The organism is Burkholderia sp. KBS0801 (genome assembly GCF_005937855.2).
Taxonomy (GTDB): domain Bacteria; phylum Pseudomonadota; class Gammaproteobacteria; order Burkholderiales; family Burkholderiaceae; genus Burkholderia; species Burkholderia ambifaria.
On sequence record NZ_CP042178.1, the window covers coordinates 2763384 to 2783599 of the forward strand.

At 64.7% G+C, this 20216-nt stretch carries 19 protein-coding genes; 11 read left to right on the forward strand and 8 right to left on the reverse strand.

The genetic code is table 11. From position 1 onward, the window contains the following. Positions 1 to 8: 8 nt before the first annotated feature. A complete protein-coding gene (locus FFI87_RS29330; RefSeq protein ID WP_138849775.1) occupies positions 9 to 830 on the forward strand; it encodes a siderophore-interacting protein in 822 nt (273 codons plus the stop codon). 119 nt (positions 831 to 949) lie between these two features. Beyond that, on the forward strand, positions 950 to 1174 hold the full coding sequence (locus tag FFI87_RS29335) for a hypothetical protein (RefSeq protein WP_012365047.1): 225 nt from the start codon (positions 950 to 952) through the stop codon (positions 1172 to 1174). Positions 1175 to 1209: 35 nt separating this feature from the next. On the opposite strand, the gene FFI87_RS29340 is transcribed toward FFI87_RS29335, so the two are convergent. Next, positions 1210 to 1791: an undecaprenyl-diphosphatase gene (locus tag FFI87_RS29340; protein ID WP_138849774.1), complete on the reverse strand. Its 582-nt coding sequence runs from the start codon at positions 1789 to 1791 to the stop codon at positions 1210 to 1212. 443 nt (positions 1792 to 2234) lie between these two features. Between FFI87_RS29340 and FFI87_RS29350 the strand changes: the two genes are divergently transcribed. From FFI87_RS29350 to FFI87_RS29365, 4 genes are all read left to right on the forward strand, one after another. Then, positions 2235 to 2975 carry an acetoacetate decarboxylase gene (locus tag FFI87_RS29350; protein WP_011659919.1) on the forward strand — a complete coding sequence of 247 codons (741 nt, stop codon included), beginning with the start codon at positions 2235 to 2237 and terminating at the stop codon, positions 2973 to 2975. Positions 2976 to 3026: 51 nt separating this feature from the next. Beyond that, complete coding sequence (locus FFI87_RS29355; protein ID WP_006480179.1) at positions 3027 to 3812, forward strand: 3-hydroxybutyrate dehydrogenase; 786 nt, start codon at positions 3027 to 3029, stop codon at positions 3810 to 3812. A gap of 130 nt (positions 3813 to 3942) precedes the next feature. Beyond that, entirely contained in the window at positions 3943 to 5160 is a 1218-nt protein-coding gene (locus tag FFI87_RS29360) for a patatin-like phospholipase family protein (RefSeq protein WP_012365045.1), read from the forward strand. A gap of 60 nt (positions 5161 to 5220) precedes the next feature. Continuing rightward, entirely contained in the window at positions 5221 to 5685 is a 465-nt protein-coding gene (locus FFI87_RS29365) for a hypothetical protein (RefSeq protein ID WP_138849773.1), read from the forward strand. 149 nt (positions 5686 to 5834) lie between these two features. On the opposite strand, the gene FFI87_RS29370 is transcribed toward FFI87_RS29365, so the two are convergent. Then, complete coding sequence (locus tag FFI87_RS29370) at positions 5835 to 6719, reverse strand: LysR family transcriptional regulator (RefSeq protein ID WP_012365043.1); 885 nt, start codon at positions 6717 to 6719, stop codon at positions 5835 to 5837. Positions 6720 to 6838: 119 nt separating this feature from the next. Here FFI87_RS29370 and argC point away from each other — a divergent pair, with 119 nt between their 5' ends. After that, a complete protein-coding gene (argC, locus tag FFI87_RS29375) occupies positions 6839 to 7786 on the forward strand; it encodes an N-acetyl-gamma-glutamyl-phosphate reductase (protein ID WP_138849772.1) in 948 nt (315 codons plus the stop codon). Positions 7787 to 7946: 160 nt separating this feature from the next. Here argC and FFI87_RS29380 read toward each other — a convergent pair whose 3' ends face one another. Further along, the gene (locus FFI87_RS29380) at positions 7947 to 8870 is read right to left on the reverse strand and encodes a LysR substrate-binding domain-containing protein (RefSeq protein WP_011659913.1); all 924 of its coding nucleotides are present in this window, start codon (positions 8868 to 8870) and stop codon (positions 7947 to 7949) included. Between the two features lie 117 nt (positions 8871 to 8987). Between FFI87_RS29380 and FFI87_RS29385 the strand changes: the two genes are divergently transcribed. Next, on the forward strand, positions 8988 to 10073 hold the full coding sequence (locus tag FFI87_RS29385) for a tartrate dehydrogenase (protein ID WP_138849771.1): 1086 nt from the start codon (positions 8988 to 8990) through the stop codon (positions 10071 to 10073). A gap of 500 nt (positions 10074 to 10573) precedes the next feature. Here the strand turns inward: FFI87_RS29385 and FFI87_RS29390 are convergent, their stop codons facing one another. From FFI87_RS29390 to FFI87_RS29405, 4 genes are all read right to left on the reverse strand, one after another. Then, positions 10574 to 11053, reverse strand: a complete 480-nt coding sequence (locus tag FFI87_RS29390; RefSeq protein WP_138849770.1) for a DUF1348 family protein — start codon at positions 11051 to 11053, stop codon at positions 10574 to 10576. A 55-nt stretch (positions 11054 to 11108) separates the two neighbouring features. After that, positions 11109 to 11723, reverse strand: coding sequence for a TetR/AcrR family transcriptional regulator (locus tag FFI87_RS29395; RefSeq protein ID WP_138850247.1), 615 nt, complete (start codon positions 11721 to 11723; stop codon positions 11109 to 11111). A 714-nt stretch (positions 11724 to 12437) separates the two neighbouring features. After that, entirely contained in the window at positions 12438 to 13466 is a 1029-nt protein-coding gene (gene tdh, locus FFI87_RS29400) for an L-threonine 3-dehydrogenase (RefSeq protein ID WP_138849769.1), read from the reverse strand. 13 nt (positions 13467 to 13479) lie between these two features. Beyond that, positions 13480 to 14679 (reverse strand): glycine C-acetyltransferase, encoded by a 1200-nt coding sequence (locus FFI87_RS29405; protein WP_138849768.1) that lies wholly within the window; start codon positions 14677 to 14679, stop codon positions 13480 to 13482. A 161-nt stretch (positions 14680 to 14840) separates the two neighbouring features. On the opposite strand from FFI87_RS29405, the gene FFI87_RS29410 reads away from it, so the two are divergent. The 3 genes from FFI87_RS29410 (at position 14841) to FFI87_RS29420 (ending at position 17073) form a co-directional block, all read left to right on the forward strand. Beyond that, a complete protein-coding gene (locus tag FFI87_RS29410; protein ID WP_138849767.1) occupies positions 14841 to 15452 on the forward strand; it encodes a helix-turn-helix domain-containing protein in 612 nt (203 codons plus the stop codon). Positions 15453 to 15579: 127 nt separating this feature from the next. Continuing rightward, positions 15580 to 15957, forward strand: a complete 378-nt coding sequence (locus FFI87_RS29415) for a DUF2471 family protein (RefSeq protein ID WP_138850246.1) — start codon at positions 15580 to 15582, stop codon at positions 15955 to 15957. A 102-nt stretch (positions 15958 to 16059) separates the two neighbouring features. Further along, a complete protein-coding gene (locus FFI87_RS29420; protein WP_012365034.1) occupies positions 16060 to 17073 on the forward strand; it encodes a tyrosine-type recombinase/integrase in 1014 nt (337 codons plus the stop codon). Positions 17074 to 17213: 140 nt separating this feature from the next. Here the strand turns inward: FFI87_RS29420 and FFI87_RS29425 are convergent, their stop codons facing one another. Further along, complete coding sequence (locus FFI87_RS29425; RefSeq protein ID WP_138849766.1) at positions 17214 to 18395, reverse strand: DNA-binding protein; 1182 nt, start codon at positions 18393 to 18395, stop codon at positions 17214 to 17216. Positions 18396 to 20216 lie beyond the last annotated feature (1821 nt).

Below are 20216 nucleotides of genomic sequence, written 5' to 3' on the forward strand. Positions count from 1 at the left end.
ACGGACTGATGCACACCACATCCGAGCGCACCGTGACCCGCGTGCGCCATACCCTCAAGTTCCGCCTGCTGCAGGTCGTGCGCGTGCACGCGGTGACGCCGCATCTGCTGCGCGTCACGCTCGGCGGCCCCGACCTCGCCGATTTCGAATCGTCGTCGTTCGACGACCACGTGAAGGTGTTTTTCCCGCCGCCCGGCGCCGAGCGGCCCGCGATGCCGACGCTCGGCGCGAACGGCCCCGAGTTTCCCGAAGGCGAACCGAAACCGGTCGCGCGCGACTTCACACCGCGCCGCTTCGACCGCGCCGCCCGCGAACTCGATCTCGAATTCGTGCTGAATCATCCGGGCCCCGCATCGCAGTGGGCGGCGCAGGCGCGCGTCGGCCAATGGCTCGGCGTCGGCGGTCCGCGTGGTTCGTTCGTCATCCCGATCGATTTCGACTGGCATCTGCTGATCGGCGACGATACGGCGCTGCCGGCGATCGCGCGGCGTCTCGAGCAGTTGCCGGCCGGCGCCCGGGCGGCGGTCGTGCTGGAAGTCGCGGATCGCACCGCGCAGATCTCCTTCGATACGCGCGCCGACGTACATGAAATCTGGCGCTTTCGCGCCGAAGCCGATGCGGCGGACGGCGACGCGCTGCTGAATGCGGTGCGCGAGCTGCCGCTGCCGTCCTCCGGCGACGGTTATGTCTGGGCGGCGGGTGAAGCGCAGTCGATGCGCGCGGTGCGCCTGCACCTGACCGGCGAGCGCGGCATCGACAAGTCGCGCATTCGTGCGGCGGCATACTGGAAGCGCGGTGCGGCGGCCGTGCACGAAACGCTGGAAGACTGACGCGAACCGGCGCCCGCGCATCGGCGGGCTTGGCATCGGCGGGGCGGCTGGTATATATGTATGTCTGCGACGCCGCTGTCGGGCGACAGCCGCCGCAGCCCGCCCAGGAGCGCCCGGTCATGACAAGAGAAAGCCACGCTTCGCCTTTCCTTCGCAACCTGAAGATCGCCGGCTATTGCGGCCTGGCGGCCGTCGTGCTCGCGCTGTTCGTCGCGATGTGCGCGATCTTGAAGGAAAGCTCTCTCGAACGCGACGCCACCCGGCACCCGGGCGAAACGCCCGAACTGCATGAAGCAGGCGGCAGCACGTCGGCATCGACCGAATCGGCCAAGACGCCCGATTGACGGCGTCCGGCCTGCACTTCTCCCGCTTGTTTCTCTCAGGGCGCGCGCTCGCGCCCCATCATCACCGCGTGCACCACGTCGCCGATCCGTTCGAGCAGCTCGACCACGCGTTGCCCGTACAAATGCGCGGCCAGCGCGCCGGCCGTACCGACCAGCACGCCGCCGGCCATGTCGAACGGCCAGTGCACGCCCGCATACACGCGTCCCCATGCAATCGCGACGGCCATCGCAGCCATCACGAACCCGGTCAGCCGCGTCGTGCCGGCAAGCATCATGCCGACGGCGAGACTCCACGCGAACGTCATGTGATCGCTCGGAAACGAGCTGTCCGGCACATGCGGAATCAGTTGCGTGCCGACGCCGGCCATGAACGGCCGCGGCGAAAACCAGAAATGCCCGAGCACCTGAGCGAGCGCCAGCGCCACGCAGGTGCCGACGCCGGCTTCGACCGCCTGGCGCCGCGTCGCGCGCTCGCCGAAGATCCAGGTCAGCAGCAGCATCGCAGGCAGCGCATAGACGAGCCAGTCGGCGGCGAAGATCGCGAGGCGGGCCACGCCGGGGTGCGGCGCTGTGCCGGCGTTGATGGCGGAAAACAGGGTGAGATTGAGGTTCTGCATGAATGCGGTTGCGTGGGGCGTAATGATGGACCGGCCGTGCCGGTCGGAGGCGAACGATGCTAGGGCGCACCCGCTTAAGCGTTGCTTAATGCGTCGGCCCCGGTAACGAGGCCCGGCCGGTGCGCCGCGCGCGAACGCACTTAGAGCCCGCGCTGCAACACAAGTTCACACAATTGTCACATCGACGCGCGACCGTCTCCCGTAGAAGCTCACCAACTCTCCCGTAAAACCTCACCTTTTCGCATCGTGGCTTCATTGATGCGCATGAATATCGGGTCACCGGGCGCCGTGCGCGCTGTTTGTGCCGCTTGTCTCAATATTTAAGCGGCAAATGAATCGAAATCGGCAACAATTAATTCCATATGCGGCATCGCACAACGGCGACGCACAGGCATACGATTACGACCAATCATCCACGAAGCGATCAACAACAAGGAGTCCGCATGAAAATCAGCGATGTCCGATCGAAAGCGTTTGCGATGCCGTTGACGAGCCCCGCTTTCCCGATGGGGCCGTACCGTTTCGTCGATCGTGAGTTTCTGATCATCACGTATCGCACCGATCCGGACCGCCTGCGTGAGATTGTCCCCGAGCCGCTGCAGATCACCGAGCCGCTCGTACATTACGAATTCATTCGCATGGCCGATTCGACCGGCTTCGGCGACTACACCGAAAGCGGTCAGGTGATCCCCGTCGAATACAACGGCCAGGCCGGCGGCTACACGCTCGCGATGTATCTCGACGATCACCCGCCGATCGCCGGCGGCCGCGAGCTGTGGGGCTTCCCGAAGAAGCTCGCGTCGCCCACGCTGCACGTGAACACCGATCACATCCTCGGCACGCTCGACTACGGCAAGGTGCGCGTCGCGACCGGCACGATGGGCTACAAGCACAAGGACCTCGACATCGAAGAGCAGGCGAAACGCCTCGCCGGCCCGAACTTCCTGCTGAAGATCATCCCGCACGTCGACGGCACCGCCCGCGTGTGCGAACTCGTGCGCTACTACATGCAGGACATCAAGATGAAGGGCGCATGGACGGGCCCCGCGTCGCTCGAGCTGGCACCGCACGCCCTTGCGCCGGTGGCCGACCTGCCGGTGCTCGAGATCGTCGAAGCGCGCCACATCGTCGCGGATTTGACGCTCGGCCTCGGCGAAGTCGTCTACGATTACCTGGCTCAATAACACGTCCGCAGTCCTTTCTCCCTGTCAATCCTTTCACCACGGGAATTCGAAATGAGCAACCTGAATGGCAAGACCGCAGTCGTCACGGGCGCCGCAAGCGGCATCGGCAAGGAAATCGCACTGGAGCTCGCCAAGGCGGGTGCGGCGGTCGCGATCGCCGACCTGAACCAGGACGGCGCGAACGCGGTTGCCGACGAGATCAACAAGGCAGGCGGCAAGGCGATCGGCGTCGCGATGGACGTGACCAATGAGGACGCCGTGAACAGCGGCATCGACAAGGTCGCCGAAGCATTCGGCTCGGTCGACATCCTCGTATCGAACGCCGGCATTCAGATCGTCAATCCGATCGAGAACTACTCGTTCTCCGACTGGAAGAAGATGCAGGCGATCCACGTCGACGGCGCATTCCTGACGACGAAGGCCGCGCTCAAGCACATGTACAAGGATGATCGCGGCGGCGTCGTGATCTACATGGGCTCGGTGCACTCGCACGAAGCGTCGCCGCTGAAGTCGGCCTACGTGACGGCCAAGCACGGTCTGCTCGGCCTCGCGCGCGTGCTGGCGAAGGAAGGCGCGAAGCACAACGTGCGCTCGCACGTCGTGTGTCCGGGCTTCGTGCGCACGCCGCTGGTCGACAAGCAGATTCCGGAGCAGGCGAAGGAGCTCGGGATCAGCGAAGAGGAAGTGATCAAGAAGGTGATGCTCGGCAATACGGTCGACGGCGTGTTCACGACGGTGCAGGACGTCGCGCAGACGGTGCTGTTCCTGTCGGCGTTCCCGAGCGCCGCGCTCACGGGGCAGTCGTTCATCGTCAGCCACGGCTGGTTCATGCAGTAATGTCTTCGCCTCCCCGACGGGAGGCGATTCCCGCACCACCGCCCATTCTCAAGACTCACGATGGCGTGCCGTCGATCGACGTCACGTCATCCGTGTCCGCCATCCACGGCGGGATTTCTCGGAGCAACTGATGAAACCGCACGCGCGTACAGAAAAGCAGGCCGTCGATGCGGCGGACCTGCAACACGAGGCCGGCGCACCGGCCGCTGCGCGGTCGCTGCCATATGAAACGATCGCGCTCGTCCTGCAAGGCGGCGGCGCGCTCGGCGCGTATCAGGCCGGCGTGTTCGAAGGGCTGCACGAAGCGAACGTTCCGCTCGACTGGATCGCAGGCATCTCGATCGGCGCGCTCAACACCGCGCTGATCGCCGGCAATGCGCCCGAACATCGCGTCGAGCGGCTGCGCGAATTCTGGGAAACGATCTGCCAGCCGGCGTTCTTTCCCGCGATTCCGGCCGCGTTCGAATTCGCGCTGTTCAACAGCATCGACCAGATCCGCACGTTCTTCACCGCATCGCAGGCCGCGAGCGCGATGATGCAGGGCCAGCAGGGATTCTTCGTGCCGCGCTTCCCGCCGCCGCTGCCGGGTGTATCCGATCATCCGGAAAAGATCAGCTGGTACGACACGTCGGCGCTGCGCGCGACGCTGCTGAAGCTGTGCGATTTCGACCGGATCAATTCGGGCGAGACGCGCGTGTCGGTCGGCGCGGTCAACGTCGGCACCGGCAACTTCGTGTACTTCGACAACTCGCGCATTCGCCTCACGCCCGAGCACTTCATGGCATCCGGCGCGCTGCCGCCCGCGTTCCCGCCCGTCGAGATCGACGGCGAGTACTACTGGGACGGCGGCGTCGTGTCGAACACGCCGCTGATGGAAGTGCTGCGCGCGCGCCCGCGCCGCGACACGCTCGCGTTCCAGGTCGATCTGTGGAGCGCGCGCGGGCCGCTGCCGCGCACGATGGCCGATGTCGCGGAACGCACGAAGGACGTGCAGTATTCGAGCCGCACGCGTTTCGTCACCGACACGCTGCAGCGCGAACAGCGCTACCGCAACGTGCTGCGCCACGTGCTCGAGCAGGTGCCGGAAGAGCAGCGCAAGAACGACCCGTGGTGCGTCGAGGCTGAAGCGATGTCGAGCGGGAAGAAGTACAACATCCAGCATCTGATCTATCAGCAGAAGGCGTACGAGCACCACTACAAGGACTATCAGTTCGGTCTGTCGACGATGCGCGACCACTGGTCCGCGGGTCTCGACGACATCCGCAAGACGCTCGCGGTGAAGGACGGCCTCGCACTGCCCGTCAACGACGCGGGCTTCGTCACGCACGACATTCACCGCCGCCGGTAATGCCGTGTGCGGCGGACCGGCGCGCTGCGTGCGCCGGTCCGTCTTCTTTTCCGATTCGACATGCCGATTTTCATTGCACTGTTCGCGCTCATCGCCATTGGATGGGGCGCGGTTCACCTGTTTCACGTCATCGCCGCGCAGCTCGGCCAGCCGGTCGCGATCGCGGCCGCCGTGCTCGCCGGCGCCATCCTGATCGCGCTGATCACGTGGTGGATCAAACGCCGCCGCGACATCGCGCCGAACACGAAAGAGCAAGGCTGGACCCACATCGTGCATCGCGCATGGGGCGAGGTGCGCGTGTCCGCGTCGCAGGGGCTGCTGTGGCTGTCGCAAGACGGCGCGGACGGCCGCTATACGCTGTCGCAGCTCGACGGCTGCGAGGCCGCGCCGATCGACGGCCGCTGGCATCTGGTCGTGCGCGTGCGCGACGCGGTACGCGGCGAATGGAAGCTGCCGATGATGGACAAGCGCGATGCGCGGCGCTGGGCGCGCGTGCTGATGCTCGCGAGGGACAACCGGCTGTAACGGGCCGAGCCGCATGCCGGCGCTGGCGTTGGCACCAGTCGGCCCGCTTGCTGCCACACCGCGAGACGACCGGAAGCGTTCGGCCTCGCGCATGCCGCGTCCGGTCGTGTCGGCACCACGGCGTGCGTCCTGAACGGCAGCGCGATTCCCTATCGCGCGCCGAGCGCCCACAACGCGTCGAGCACGTGCTGTGTCGAGCGCTCGACCGGGCCGACCCGATGCGCGATACCCAGCTCCCGCCACAACGCCGGCCGCAGCGGCCGCATGACGATGCGTGCGTCGGGCGGCGGGGCGCCCGCCTCGTGCGGCAGCAGCGTCGCGCCATAACCCGCGGCGACCAGACTCTTGATCGCATCGTTGTAGTTGAGTTCGATGCGCGGCTCGGGCCTGTGGCCGCCGAGCGCGAACCATTCCGTCGTGAGCCGCGACAGGCGGGTGGTCGCATCGTTGAGAATCAGCGGACGCGTGGCCAGATAGGCCGGCGTCACACGCGCCGGAAGCCGCCAGTCCGCGGGCAGGAAGGCCAGCACCGGATCACGCCGCCACGCGCGGATCGACAGCCCCGCGACCGCCGGCTGCGGCAACGCGACCAGCCCGACGTCGAGCGTGCCCTGCGCGATGCGCGCCAGCGTGTCTTGCGACGTGAGCACCGCGATCTGCACGTCGATATCCGGATGCCGCTCGCGCAACCGGGCCACCGCCTGGGGCAACAGATGGGCGATCGCGCCGGTCGACGCGCCGAGGCGCACGCGACCGGTGAGCCCCTGCACTTGCCGCTCCACGTCGTCGAGTGTCGACTCGACCTCGGCCAGCAGGCGGCGCGCCCGCTCCACCAGCACAGCACCGATGGTCGACGGCTGCACGTTGCCGCGCGTGCGCGACAGCAACGGCGCGCCGATGCGGCTTTCGAGTTCGGCGACATGAAGACTGACCGTCGGCGGCGCCAGATGAAGCAGTTGCGCGGCGGCCACGAACGATCCTTGGTCGGCGATCGCGACCAGCGTACGCAGTCGGTCCAGACTGATCTCGCGCATGCGTCACCTCTCGTTCAGGAAAACTGAATCCGGTAATCAGGAAATTCAACTTTTCCTATTCTAGGCGTTCGGTGGACGATACGGCTTTCCCGATGCCCGAAACGACGAACGCGACGATCATGAGCCTCCCCATTGTCTACATCGACGGCGACCAAGGTACGACCGGATTGCAGATCCACGAGCGCCTGCGGGACCGCACGGACCTGCGGCTCGTCACGCTGCCGGATGCCGAACGCAAGGACCCCGCACGGCGCGCCGAAGCCATCAACGCATCCAATATCGCGATTCTGTGCCTGCCCGACGCCGCGGCGCGCGAAGCGGTCGGCTTCATCCGGAATTCGACGGTACGCGTGATCGACGCGAGTTCGGCGCATCGCACCGAACCGGATTGGGTCTACGGGTTTCCCGAGATGGTCGACGGACACGCGCAGATAATCGCGCACGCGCGGCGCGTCACCAATCCGGGCTGCTATCCGACCGGCGCGATCGGCCTGCTTCGGCCGCTGCAACAGGCAGGCCTGCTGCCGCGCGATTACCCGGTGAGCATCCATGCGGTATCCGGGTACTCGGGCGGCGGGCGTGCCGCGGTCGACGCGTTCGAATCGAACGGCGCCGCACGCGCGCAACCGCTTCAGGTCTACGGCCTCGCGCTCGCACACAAGCATGTGCCCGAGATCCAGCTGCATGCGGGGCTCGCGCACCGTCCGCTGTTCGTGCCGGCTTACGGCGCCTATCGGCAGGGGATCGTGCTGACCGTGCCGATCGAGCTGCGCCTGCTCCCGGTCGGCATAACCGGTGAGGCGCTGCACGCGTGCCTCGCGCACCATTACGCCGGCGCGCGCCACGTCGAGGTCACGCCGCTCGCGGACACGCGCGCGATCACGCATCTCGATCCGCAAGCGCTGAACGGGTCGAACGACCTGCGGCTCAGCGTGTTCTTCAATGCCGAGCACGGTCAGGTGCTGCTGGCCGCCGTGTTCGACAATCTCGGCAAAGGGGCATCCGGCGCGGCCGTGCAGAATCTCGACCTGATGCTCGGTGTGGCGAGCACGGCGCAAGCGGCATAAGCCGCGCGCGGGGCACCGTCGTCGGTCGGCCCGGCGCATCGCGGGCGCCGATGCGTCGATGCCTATGGGGTGCAGCGGCTCGCGACGCGCCTGCATGCCTCAAATACGCGCTTGCCGATGCGCCGCACATGCCCCCGTAAAAGCTCACCTTTGGCCGGTTTCAGCCCGCATCGTCGCTCGCCGCGGCATTCAACCCGGCGAGCGCCTCCACCAGAAAATCGACGCACACGCGCACCTTCGCCGACGCCGCGACGCGTTCCGGATACACGGCCCAGATGTTCGCCGGCTGAATCGCGTCCGGCAGCACGCGACAGAGCTCGCCGCGCTCGATCAGCGGCGCCGCTTCCCAGATCGAACGCAGCACGATCCCGCGTCCGGCCAGCGCCCACTGCACGGCCACCTCGCCGTGGTTCGTCGACAGCGCGCCGCCGACCTTCACCGTTGCCGTTTCCCCGCGCACATTCAACCGCCAGACGCCGAACGGATGGTCGCGCTCCTTGATTGCGAGACAGTCGTGCGACGCGAGATCCGCGAGCGTGCGCGGCGTGCCGCGCCGTGCGAGATAGTCGGGCGACGCGCACAGCACACGATGGTTGGTGGCGAGGCGGCGCGCGATCAGGTGGTCGGCGATCTCGTCGCCGATGCGCACGTCGAGGTCGTAGCCTTCGCCCGCGACGTCGACGAGCCGGTCGAACAGATCGAGCCGCACGTTGAGCTGCGGATAGCGCGCGGAGAAGTCGAGCAGCGCGGGCGCGACGACATGGCGGCCGAAGCCGAAGCTGCTCGAGATGCGCAGCGTGCCGCGCGGCACCGTGCGCGTAGTCGACACGTCCTCGACGAGATGATCGACGTCGTCGAGAATCTTCTCGGCACGCGCGAACACGCGCTCGCCGGCTTCCGTGACCGTCACGCGGCGCGTCGAGCGATGCAGCAGCCGCGTGCCGAGCTGCGCCTCGAGCAGCGCGATGCGCTTGCTCACGTACGCGGGCGACACCGCGAGCTGCTCGGCGGCCGCGCTGAAGCTCGTCAAGCGGACGACCAGGCTGAATACGCGCAGGTCGTCGAGATTCGGCGATTTGTTCACGATTCGTGTAAAGTCGATTAACCTTTCACGTGATTTTAATCTGATTGGAAATAAATAAAATGGCGTCATGTTCCGCCGTGCATGCCGCCGGCGGCCCGACCAGCCAAGGAGGCTTGCATGAGCGACAAGACGTACAGGATTGCCGTCATCCCCGGTGACGGCATCGGCCGTGAAGTGATGCCCGAGGGCCTGCGCGCGCTCGACGCAGTGACCGCACGCTTCGGCATCCGCTTTCAGTTCGAGCAGATCGAATGGGCGAGCTGCGACTACTACGCGCAGCACGGCAAGATGATGCCGGACGACTGGAAGGCACAGCTCTCGGGCATGGACGCGATCCTGTTCGGCGCGGTCGGCTGGCCCGCGACGGTGCCCGATCACATTTCGCTGTGGGGTTCGCTGCTGAAATTCCGCCGCGAGTTCGACCAGTACATCAACCTGCGGCCCGCGCGCCTGTTCGACGGCGTGCCGTCGCCGCTGGCCGGCCGCAAGGCGGGCGACATCGACTTCATGATCGTGCGCGAGAACACCGAGGGCGAATATTCGTCCGTCGGCGGCACGATGTTCGAAGGCACCGAGCGCGAAGTGGTCATGCAGCAGTCGATCTTCACGCGCCACGGCACCGAGCGCGTGCTGAAGTTCGCGTTCGAGCTCGCCCAGCGCCGCGCGAAGCGGCTGACCGTCGCGACGAAGAGCAACGGCATCGCGATCAGCATGCCGTGGTGGGATGCGCGCGCAGCCGAAATGGGCGAGCGTTATCCCGAGATCGCCGTGGACAAGCAGCACATCGACATCCTGTGCGCGCGCTTCGTGCTGCAGCCCGACCGCTTCGACGTCGTCGTCGCGTCGAACCTGTTCGGCGACATCCTTTCCGACCTCGGGCCGGCCTGTACGGGCACGATCGGCATCGCGCCGTCGGCGAACCTCAACCCCGATCGCACGTTTCCGTCGCTGTTCGAACCGGTGCACGGCTCCGCGCCGGACATCACCGGCCAGTACATCGCGAACCCGATTGCCATGATCTGGTCGGCAGCGCTGATGCTCGACTTCCTCGGCAACGGCGCCGGGCGTGAGCACGAAGCGCACGACGCGATCGTCGCGGCGATCGAGGAAGTGCTGCGCGCCGGGCCGCGCACGCGCGATCTGGGCGGCCAGGCAGGAACGCAGGAAGTCGGTGAGGCGATCGCGGCGCGCATCGCCGGCTGACGAAACGATGTGAAGGGTGCGCCAGGTGGTCGATGGATGTCGTGTTCGAGGGTGAGCAACACGACCGGCTGCCGCGCACCTTTGTCTATTTCGATGTGCGCGTTTGCAAGCGTTCATGCGTACGCGTGTGCGTGTGTGTCGTTGTCGATTTCGAACGGTGAGTTGCATCACGCATCAATGCACACCGTTCAATCTTACCGTGAGTTTTGCGAAGGTGCCGCGGATATCCCGCTCGAATTACGTGCGCTTCGCGTGCGATCGGCGACCGATCACGCACGTCGATGCGCGTGGTACTACGTCCATCATCACATTCGCGCCGTTTCCTGCGACGATTGATCGGTGAGATGCAGCACGTGAAAAATCACACCGTCCCGCACAGAATGCTCCATCTCCCGTAAACACTCACCTCAACACGCGGCTCCCGTATTTCCTCACCATTGAGCACGGGTGACGCGCTCGATGCACGATCGAGCGCGTTCACGTGTCGTCATCGTGCTGCGTCACAGCCCGAGATCGGACAGGCCGGGATGATCGTCCGGACGGCGGCCGAGCGGCCAGTGGTACAGGCGATCCGCTTCGCGAATCGGCAGATCGTTGATGCTCGCGTGGCGATGCGCCATCAATCCGTTTTCGTCGAACTCCCAGTTCTCGTTCCCGTATGAGCGAAACCAGTTCCCCGCGTCGTCATGCCATTCGTATGCGAAACGCACCGCGATGCGATTTCCCCCGAACGCCCACAGCTCCTTGATCAATCGATAGTCGAGCTCGCGCGTCCATTTCCGCTGCAGCAGGCCGACGATCTCGTCACGGCCGGTCACGAACTCCGCGCGATTGCGCCAGCGGCTCTGCGGCGTATAGGCGAGCGAGACGCGCTGCGGGTCGCGCGTATTCCACGCATCTTCGGCGGCGCGCACTTTCTGGCGCGCCGTGTCGAGCGAGAACGGCGGAACGGGGGGACGAACTTCCGGGGAAGCGGACATGGAATGCTCCTGTTCAAGGTTCTGGCTGCGCACGAACGCAGCCGGTTGGGACGCACTACTTCGACGCTCGAGACACCGTATCGAGCAAGAGTTCTGCCGTTGCGCGCGCATCGCGCGCGGCGGTTACATCGCCGCTGACGAGCGCCACGCCGATCGCGCCGTCGATCAGCACCAGCCATTGGCGCGCGAGACGGGCCAGCCCACGACGCTCGATGCCGGCGTCGTCGGCATACGCGTCGAACCGCTCGCGCACGAACGCCAGCAGCCGCGCCTTGTGCATACGCGCGACGACGCGCACCGGATCGTCGGCGTCGGCAATCTCGCCGGATGCGTTCAGGAACGCACAGCCGTGAAAATCGGGTTGCGCAAACCAGTCGCGCAGCGCATCGAACATGCCGAGCAAATGCGCGCGCGGCGACTTGCCGCGCGAGAGCGTTGCATCGACGAACCAGCGCATCCAGCGTTCGTCACGGCGCTCGAGCGCGGCGACGACCAGCGCCTCCTTCGATTCGAAATGCGAATAGAAGCTCTTTCGCGCTGCGCCGGATCGCTTCACGATCGCATCGACACCCGTGGCGTGAATGCCGCCCGAGTAGATCAGCGCTTCGGCCGCGTCGAGCAGCCGGTCGCGAACGGCCGGTTCACTAGAGAGGTCATCATGTGTGTTCATGGGTTTACGGTAGAACGATCGTTCTCCCTCGTCAACAGCGGTGTGGAATGGCCCTGTCGGTGGGAGGGGCGAACGTGGGCTGAGTCCGGTGGCGGGAGGCGGTGGTTTGTCGAGTCTGCAGTTCGAGCCGCAATGGTCGAACGGTGAAGGGATCGGATAGTGGGCAGCGCACCGATCGGTGTCGATCGGCAGGCTCACGGGTGAGTTCGCACGTCAGTGATCGCCTCACGCATCGACGCTGCGGCGTGATTGCGCTGTGCGGTGAGGTGCTGCCAATGTGCTACGGTGGGCACAGCGCAAAGCCGTCGCAAGCGGATGCTGCGGCTAGGGCTCGCTACTCAAGCACGGCAAGAGAAAGCGGAAGGGCAGAAAGAAAGACGCGCGTCGGGCCACGCGACAGAATGGATTGCGGCGCGGGCTTGATGGGTGAGGTGCATGCGCGATTGCATGTCACCGATGCGTCCGGCGGAATCGAAGCGTGATCGCCGTCGTTTCAAAAACGAGGTGCGGGCCACCAGCCGCTGCGCAACGCGCAACCGCAGCCTTCCGCGCCCAAGCGCGACATCAAAGCGCGATCGAGCCGCCATTCAGCACGCGCGCACAGCTCCCGAATAATCTCACCTTACGCGTTTGTCGAACCTCAACGGCCGCGCAAACGCTCGTTCCGGCACGCGCGGGGCAGTCGGCAAACGCGCCGTGCTGCCCCGCCGGCACTCAGACCGTCCAGTCGAGAATCACCTTGCCGCTTTCACCGGACAGCATCGCGGCGAAGCCTTTCTCGTAATCGTCGGCCGCAAAGCGATGCGTGATGATCGGCGACAGATCGAGACCGCTTTGCAGCATCGCGACCATCTTGTACCAGGTCTCGAACATCTCGCGACCATAGATGCCCTTGATCTCGAGCCCCTTGAAGATGACCTGGTTCCAGTCGATCGCCGTCTGCGCGGGCGGAATGCCGAGCAGCGCGACCTTCCCGCCGTGATTCATCGCCTCGAGCATGCCGGTGAACGCGCTCGGCACGCCCGACATCTCGAGGCCGACGTCGAAGCCTTCCGTCATGTGCAGGTCGGCCATCACGTCGCGCAGCGACTCGCGCGACACGTTGACCGCGCGCGTCGCACCCATCTTGCGCGCGAGTTCGAGCCGGTAGTCGTTGATGTCGGTGATCACGACATTGCGTGCGCCGACATGCTTCGCGATCGCGGCGGCCATCACGCCGATCGGGCCCGCGCCGGTGATCAGCACGTCCTCGCCGACGAGATTGAACGACAGCGCCGTGTGCGTCGCGTTGCCGAACGGATCGAAGATCGACGCGAGATCGTCCGAAATCTCGGGCGGGATCTTGAACGCGTTGAACGCGGGAATCGCCAGATACTCGGCGAACGCACCCTCGCGGTTCACACCGACGCCGACGGTGTTGCGGCAGAGATGCCGGCGCCCCGCGCGACAGTTGCGGCAGAAGCCGCACGTGATATGGCCTTCGCCGGACACGCGATCGCCGATCGCGAAGCCGCGCACTTCCTGCCCCATCTCGACGATCTCGCCGACGTATTCGTGGCCGACATGCATCGGCACGGGAATCGTTTTCTGCGCCCAGTCGTCCCACTTCCAGATATGGATGTCGGTGCCGCAGATCGCCGTGCGGTGAATCTTGATCAGCACGTCGTTGTGTCCGACTTCGGGGCGCTTCACGCGCGTGAGCGTGAGGCCCGGGCCGCGTTCGAGCTTTGCCAGTGCTTTCATGGTCGCACCTCCGTCAGATGATGCCGAGCGACTTGCCGACGCGCACGAACGCGGCGACCGTCTGATCGATCTGTTCGGGGGTATGCGCGGCGCTCATCTGCGTGCGGATGCGCGCGCGACCGCGCGGCACGACCGGGAACGAGAAGCCGATCACGTAGACGCCTTCGGCGAGCAACTTGTCGGCCATGTTGGTTGCGAGCTGCGCGTCGCCGAGCATCACCGGGATGATCGGATGCGCGCCCGGCACGAGCGTGAAGCCTGCCGCGGTCATCTGCTCGCGGAACCGCGCGCCGTTCTCGCGCACGCGTTCGCGCAACTTCGCGCCTTCGTCGCTGCCGAGCAGCTCCAGCACCTTCAGCGATGCCGCGGCGATGCTCGGTGTCAGCGTGTTCGAGAACAGATACGGGCGCGAACGCTGGCGCAGCAGCTCGATCACTTCGCGACGCGCGGCGACATAGCCGCCCGATGCGCCGCCCAGCGCCTTGCCGAGCGTGCCGGTGATGATGTCGACGCGACCGTCGACTCCGCAGTGCTCCGGCGTGCCGCGACCATGCGCGCCGATGAAGCCGACCGCGTGCGAATCGTCGACCATCACGAGTGCGCCATAACGATCGGCGAGGTCGCAGATGCCTTTCAGGTCGGCGATGATGCCGTCCATCGAGAACACGCCGTCGGTCGCGATCAGCTTGTGGCGCGCGCCCGCGGCGTCGGCTTCCTTCAGCTTCGCCTCGAGGTCCGACAGGTCGTTGTTCTTGTAGCGGAAACGCTTCGCCTTGCAGAGGCGGATGCCGTCGATGATGCTCGCGTGGTTCAGCTCGTCGCTGATCACCGCGTCGTTCTCGTCGAGCAGCGTCTCGAACAGCCCACCGTTCGCATCGAAGCAGCTCGAATAGAGGATGCTGTCCTCGGTGCCGAGAAACGACGCCAGCGCGCTTTCGAGCTGCTTGTGTACGGTTTGCGTGCCGCAGATGAAGCGCACCGATGCCATGCCGAAGCCGTCCTGCTCGAGACCGGCCTGCGCAGCGGCGATCAGGCGCGGATCGTTCGCCAGGCCCAGATAGTTGTTCGCGCAGAAATTCAGCACGCCGGCACCGCCGGCCAGCCGCACGGCCGCCGCCTGGGGACTCGCGATCTCGCGCTCGGTCTTGTAAAAACCGTCCGCGCGGATCTGGTCGAGCGTCCCGCGCACCTGGGCGAGAAAGGCATCACGCATCGCAAAGCTCCTGACAGGGATTCGCATTCCGCAGCGCCCCGCTCGTGGCGGCGGCGCAACGGCCTGCTACTGTTATAGTCGGTCGTTCGGTTGACCGCATTTATCCAATATTCCGAACTAGAATTCGAAATACCGAACAACTCTAAGCGAACGGAAACCAAATGGCAAGTTCCTCCGCGTCGCGGCGCACGCCTGCCGGCGCCGCACCGCAATCGCCGGGCGTGACGCCGCCACGGGTCGGCGAGCAAATCCAGCGCCTGCGCAACGAGCGCAAGCTGACGCTCGACGACCTGTCGCGCGCGGCCGGCGTATCGAAGTCGATGCTCTCCGAGATCGAGCGCGACAAGGCCAATCCGACGATCGCGGTTGCGTGGCGGCTCACCAATGCGCTCGGCATCACGCTCGACGAACTGTTCTCGCAACCGAAGGCGGCGGAGACGATCCGCGTGGACGGCCCGCACGACATTCCGACGCTCGCCGGTCACGACGGCCGCTATCAGTTGCGCGTATGGGGCCCGATCGACCTGGCCGGCAAGTTCGAGTGGTATGAACTCACGCTGCCGGGCGGCGGCGCGCTCGTGTCGAACGCGCACGAACCCGGCACGCGCGAGCACCTCACCGTGCTACACGGCGCGATGGAAATCGAAGCCGCGACCGCGAGCCGGCGCCTGAAGGCGGGCGACACCGCACGCTACGCGGCCGACACGCCGCATGCGATCCGCAACCCCGGCAAGGCCGAAGCGCGCGCATTACTGATCGTGATTCATCGCTGAAAATGCGGATAGCTGGCCGAAAGGCCAGTTGCGGAAAATACTGTATGTTTGTACAGTATACGGACATTCCGCCATGCATGGCCGGGTCGGCGCACCGAGGCGCCGCTCCGGTCGACAGGAGCCTGCGATGACAGAAGAACAAGATTTGGCCGCGCTCAGCTTCAAGGCTGCCGCGCACGACCTCGAGCTGATCGTCCGCCATATAGCCGCGCGCTACATCCGTCAGCGCGTCCCGCTGTCGTGGCGTCTGCTGCACGCCATCGAAGCCGAGGCGCTCGCCGATCTCGGCTTTGCCAGCCGGCACGACGCCGGCATGCGTCAATTGTTCGAACGGCCGTCGGATATGACCTTTCCCGAAACGGATGATCCGATCGACTTCGGCCGGTCGAACGCGCTGCCCGCCGTCTTCTCGTTCGCGGTCCTCGCGTATGAAGCCGCGGCGCGGTCGCAGGAAGCCGCGCACCGCGAGCGCGTTCAACGTCCGTCCAAGGCATGGGGCGATTGACGCCAGGCCCGGATCGTCCGACACGGCGGCCGGCTCCCGCATCCTGCTGCCCGCGATGTTGCGCAAAGGGCTACCATATACGCAACTAACGGAATAAATAACATGTCCCTTCCCACGCCCTCCGACACTCCGGCACGCCCGGAAGAAAAGGATCTGTTCGACCGCGGCGCATCCGACTGGATCGTGTCGCCCGAAACCGCATTCGACGCGTGGCTTGCCATGCAGGACTACCGCCGTTCGTCAGCCGACGTCTATCGCGCACAATGGGGCGCGTTTCTCACGTGGCTGCGCGCACACCAGAAAAACCTGGCGACGGTCGATACCGCATCGATCGCGAATTTCGTCGGCGAGCTGCCTATCCGGAAAACGCAGCGCATGCGCTATCTGCGGCTGATCGAGCGCGTGCTCGACCACGTCCGGCGCACCGAGCTCGCGTCCACCAACCCGGCCCGCTTCATTGCTCAGGATGGCGAAGCGAACTGGCGCCAGGCACGCGATAACGAGCCGACCGGTTTCCTTACGCCAACCGAACGCGCGAAGTTGCTGGCCTACCTGTTTTCACCGATCGGCGTATCCGGCTCCGCCTACTGGAAAGAGCGGCGCGATCGCGCGCTCGTCGCTGCGTTTCTCGGCGCCGGCGTGAAGACCGGCGAAGCACGGGCGCTTACCATTAGTTGCATCGACACGAGCGGAACGTCGCTGCAGATCCCGTCGACGCATCCGGATTTCGCACGCGAAACCCATCTGGCGTCGTTCGCGATCGCGTTGCTCGAAGCGTGGCTCGTGGAGCGCAAGCGTCAGGAGATTCCGGGCGAGCTCGTGTTTCCGGCGTCGCACACCGGACGGCCGATGCACAAGGCGACGATGCTGCGCGCGATCGATGCGATCGTCGAATCGGCGGGGCTCACGTCGTCGCGCACCGCGCGCGCGAGCCCGCAAACGCTGCGCAACACATATGCGGCCGAACTGTTCGAACACGACGTGCCGCCCGAGCGGGTCGGCAAATGGCTCGGCTTCATGCGGCCGATCTCGTCGAACCGCCTGCATCGCGCATGGAAAAACTGGCGCGATGGTCTCGCGAACGGTGACGCGCCCGACCACGACGAAACTCACTGATGCCAAGCACGGCTGCTCACGCGACATGATCCGTGAGCAGCCTTGTGCGGCGTAGCCTCACCGTTTCACAGCTCCCGAAAAACCTCACCTCACGCGTCCCGGATTACCTCACCTGTACGATCGTTGTGCCGGCTGATGCGTCACTCGCGTGCAAAACGTGCGATCGCTTCGAATCGCGAAGGCCAGGGCCCTGACGCATGTTCGCATTCGGGGCACGATACTTCGAACCCGTCGTCGCCTTGGGCCAGTTCGGGTTCACCGTCGCAACGCGGGCACTGGCTCGGCACCGGAACTTCGTGGTCCAGGGACGTACCGATCGCAGCATACGCGTCCGCATCCAGTTGACCCGCATTGGCCAGGCGCCGGATCAGCGCGGCGATTTCCGGATTCATCCCTTGGCTCGCGCGCAGCAGATTCGCGTCGCGCGTCGCGCGTTCCAGTTCATCGCCCTGGCTGCGCAACTGTTCCTCGAGCCGGTCCGCACGCGCCTTGGCCGAACTCAATTGCTGAAGGAAATCGAATTCCTTGCGCTGCACGTCGCGCAAACCGCTCTGGTAGGTCGCCGCCATGCTGCGCAACGAGTCGAGTTCGACCAGCATCGGTTTGACGCGACGCTCGGCTTCGGCCACCGCATCCTTGATCTGCTGCGCATAGTGTTCGGTGCGCTGCTGCAATTCCGCTTGCAGCGTATCGATGCGGTCGCGCAGCGCGGCGTTCTGCGTCTGCTCGGCGTCGACGCGGGCGGCCATCGCGGCCAGTTCCTTTTCGAGTCGGGCGATCGTGGTGAGCAGCGTCGCTTCGTTTGCCGAACCGTGCGTCGATTGCGAGGCCAGCTGCACTTCGAGCTCGGTCACGCGCGCCTGCAGCTGGTCGTTGCGGGTTTCACTGCGCGTCAGCGCGCCTTCGAGTGTTTCCTGGCGAACGGCGGCATCGCGCAGCCGCTGTTCCGCATCGGTCACGCCGGCGCGAATCTGTTCGCGGTCGACATCGAGGCTTTCCCTCGCCGCCTTCAATGCTTCTTCATAGAGTGCGCCGAGCAAGGCGCCGGCCTTTTCCTCGACCGCTTTCGGAATCGCCGCTCCGTCGAGCCGGACTTTCGACGCGGAACGGATCCGTTCCCAGAAATGGTCGATGTCCTTCGGAATGTCGCTGGCACTGCCGGTCTGGGTCAGATCGCGGACGTTGGCGGCCGACGGCCGGATGCCGAGATCGAAGAACAAGCGCTTGCACGCATGCAGCGACAACTCCTGGCGGCGTGCGCCGCTCGCGCGCAGCGATTCCAGTTCTTCCCGAATGGCTTCACGCATTTCATCCAGCGTCATGACAGGCTCACAGACATTGAGATGTTGCGATCATAACGAAATACGTATTTTTTGATACCTGTTTTGATCGACCGTGGTGAATTTACGTCGCTGTGCACAGAAATCGGCGCTGTGAACCGATTCGGACGAAGGAGCACGCCGATTCCGTGAAACAAAGCGAAGAAAGCGAGCCAAGTGCTTGTCCCGAAAGCGTTTTCGAGCAGACTCGGAAAAAGTGCATTTGTTTCACATGCCGAGCGTCATCATAGCCTGTCTGTGTTCAGGGTTTGGGTCTCTGTGGAAAACTCGACGACCGATGTCTTGAGAGTATTAGAAGTAAACACCCTTGAACCCTTAGTTAAAAACGTTAACGCCACGGCACAGCCTTATGTAGCAAGGCTCTCCGGCCGACAAGGTGAAGTTTTACGGGAGCCAAGGTGATGTTCTGCGGGAGCTGAAGTGATGGGGTTCGGGGAGCTGCGTGAGCCGATGCAGGAAAGGTCGTGAGCGGATTCGGGATCACAGTGAAACACGAGATTTCCCAAAGGTGAGGTTTTTCGGGGCCACACAGCCGCGGAACCCACGCTGTTCTTGAGCTCACAGTTTTCTGCCTGTGCAGACACAGGTGAGAATTTGCAGGACCTTCTTCGCTCCCTCATTCTGCCCATCTTTTGGGCAGTTTTCGTGAAAGGTGAGGTTTCACGGGACGTCACAGGGTTTTGGTGTGAGGGTTTCCGGGAAACGAGCGTCATTTTGCACCGCAAAGGTGCCCTGTGGGGCCTGTGAAGCCCCAAAGGTGAGGGTTTTCGGGAGCGAAACCCGGGTTTTCCTGGCTGGATCCCGTTGAGGTGAGCTTTTTCGGGGCATCAATCACAGGCTGCCATGCGCCATATAGGTGAGCATTTTCGGGAGCTTCATTTGCCTAAAAATTAGTCAAAGGTGAGGCTTTTCAGGGGCCCTCACAGGGCAAATTCGCTGAAAAGCCCGCTGGGACTGGCAGAAATCTGATTTTCGCTGTGCCACTTTTTGGTACAGGTGAGAATTTTCAGGAGTCGCCAGGCAGCTGTCGAATTCGGCCGGATGCCGGAAAGGTGAGGTTTTTCGGGGGGTGACCGCAGGGCTCACCGGAACGCCTGCCGCGCATAAGTATCGGATGCCATTGACATTTTTGATACCGCGGCGGTTACGGTGAGATTTTTCGGGAGCGGCTTTTGCCTCCGTTGGAGCAGCGCTTTTTTCAATAAGGTGAGGCTTTTCGGGAGGTCCTGGTGGCCGATCCCGCGTGTGTCGGGGATTCTTCGGCATTCTGGTCACAGAATTCAGAGCCGGTGAGGTGAGAATTTTCGGGACCGGCCCGTTTCTGTGCGCTGTACAATGCGCGCCCCGGCCCGTGAAACGGCTTGGATCGACGCGGCAGAGCGCCTTTTTGGCGCGCATTCCCGGATCCCGGAACAAATCGCAGTCTCCCGGCCAGCCATGCCTGTACATGCATACAGGCCGGTGCGGGCCCATCCGCGCGCTGTCGCGACACCGAGTAGCGACCCTGTGGCGAGGACCGGGAAGCGCAGTCGTAAAATTACGACAAATCGAAAGGTGAGCCGATACGGGAGCAAATTTCGCACGTGTCGGGCACAGCCAAAAATCTGTGAATCCGTGCATCCCGCGACACGTCTGGACGAGTCCGAAACGCTGTAAATCCGGACCGGTGAGGGTTTTCGGGAGGGGGCTGGGGTGAGTGCCGGTTTGTACGCGCACTTCACCGGCTATGGTGAGCATGTCGTTCTGGACGCACATCACCACAGGCGCTATCCTTCCGTGAAACTTCTCCCTCCGACCCGACGC

Coding starts and splice junctions, on each gene's coding strand:
- FFI87_RS29330 (WP_138849775.1), top strand. CDS start 9: ATGCACACCACATCCGAGCGCACCGTGACCCGCGTGCGCCATACCCTC.
- FFI87_RS29335 (WP_012365047.1), top strand. CDS start 950: ATGACAAGAGAAAGCCACGCTTCGCCTTTCCTTCGCAACCTGAAGATC.
- FFI87_RS29340 (WP_138849774.1), bottom strand. CDS start 1,791: ATGCAGAACCTCAATCTCACCCTGTTTTCCGCCATCAACGCCGGCACA.
- FFI87_RS29350 (WP_011659919.1), top strand. CDS start 2,235: ATGAAAATCAGCGATGTCCGATCGAAAGCGTTTGCGATGCCGTTGACG.
- FFI87_RS29355 (WP_006480179.1), top strand. CDS start 3,027: ATGAGCAACCTGAATGGCAAGACCGCAGTCGTCACGGGCGCCGCAAGC.
- FFI87_RS29360 (WP_012365045.1), top strand. CDS start 3,943: ATGAAACCGCACGCGCGTACAGAAAAGCAGGCCGTCGATGCGGCGGAC.
- FFI87_RS29365 (WP_138849773.1), top strand. CDS start 5,221: ATGCCGATTTTCATTGCACTGTTCGCGCTCATCGCCATTGGATGGGGC.
- FFI87_RS29370 (WP_012365043.1), bottom strand. CDS start 6,719: ATGCGCGAGATCAGTCTGGACCGACTGCGTACGCTGGTCGCGATCGCC.
- argC (WP_138849772.1), top strand. CDS start 6,839: ATGAGCCTCCCCATTGTCTACATCGACGGCGACCAAGGTACGACCGGA.
- FFI87_RS29385 (WP_138849771.1), top strand. CDS start 8,988: ATGAGCGACAAGACGTACAGGATTGCCGTCATCCCCGGTGACGGCATC.
- FFI87_RS29390 (WP_138849770.1), bottom strand. CDS start 11,053: ATGTCCGCTTCCCCGGAAGTTCGTCCCCCCGTTCCGCCGTTCTCGCTC.
- FFI87_RS29395 (WP_138850247.1), bottom strand. CDS start 11,723: ATGAACACACATGATGACCTCTCTAGTGAACCGGCCGTTCGCGACCGG.
- tdh (WP_138849769.1), bottom strand. CDS start 13,466: ATGAAAGCACTGGCAAAGCTCGAACGCGGCCCGGGCCTCACGCTCACG.
- FFI87_RS29405 (WP_138849768.1), bottom strand. CDS start 14,679: ATGCGTGATGCCTTTCTCGCCCAGGTGCGCGGGACGCTCGACCAGATC.
- FFI87_RS29410 (WP_138849767.1), top strand. CDS start 14,841: ATGGCAAGTTCCTCCGCGTCGCGGCGCACGCCTGCCGGCGCCGCACCG.
- FFI87_RS29415 (WP_138850246.1), top strand. CDS start 15,580: ATGACAGAAGAACAAGATTTGGCCGCGCTCAGCTTCAAGGCTGCCGCG.
- FFI87_RS29420 (WP_012365034.1), top strand. CDS start 16,060: ATGTCCCTTCCCACGCCCTCCGACACTCCGGCACGCCCGGAAGAAAAG.
- FFI87_RS29425 (WP_138849766.1), bottom strand. CDS start 18,395: ATGACGCTGGATGAAATGCGTGAAGCCATTCGGGAAGAACTGGAATCG.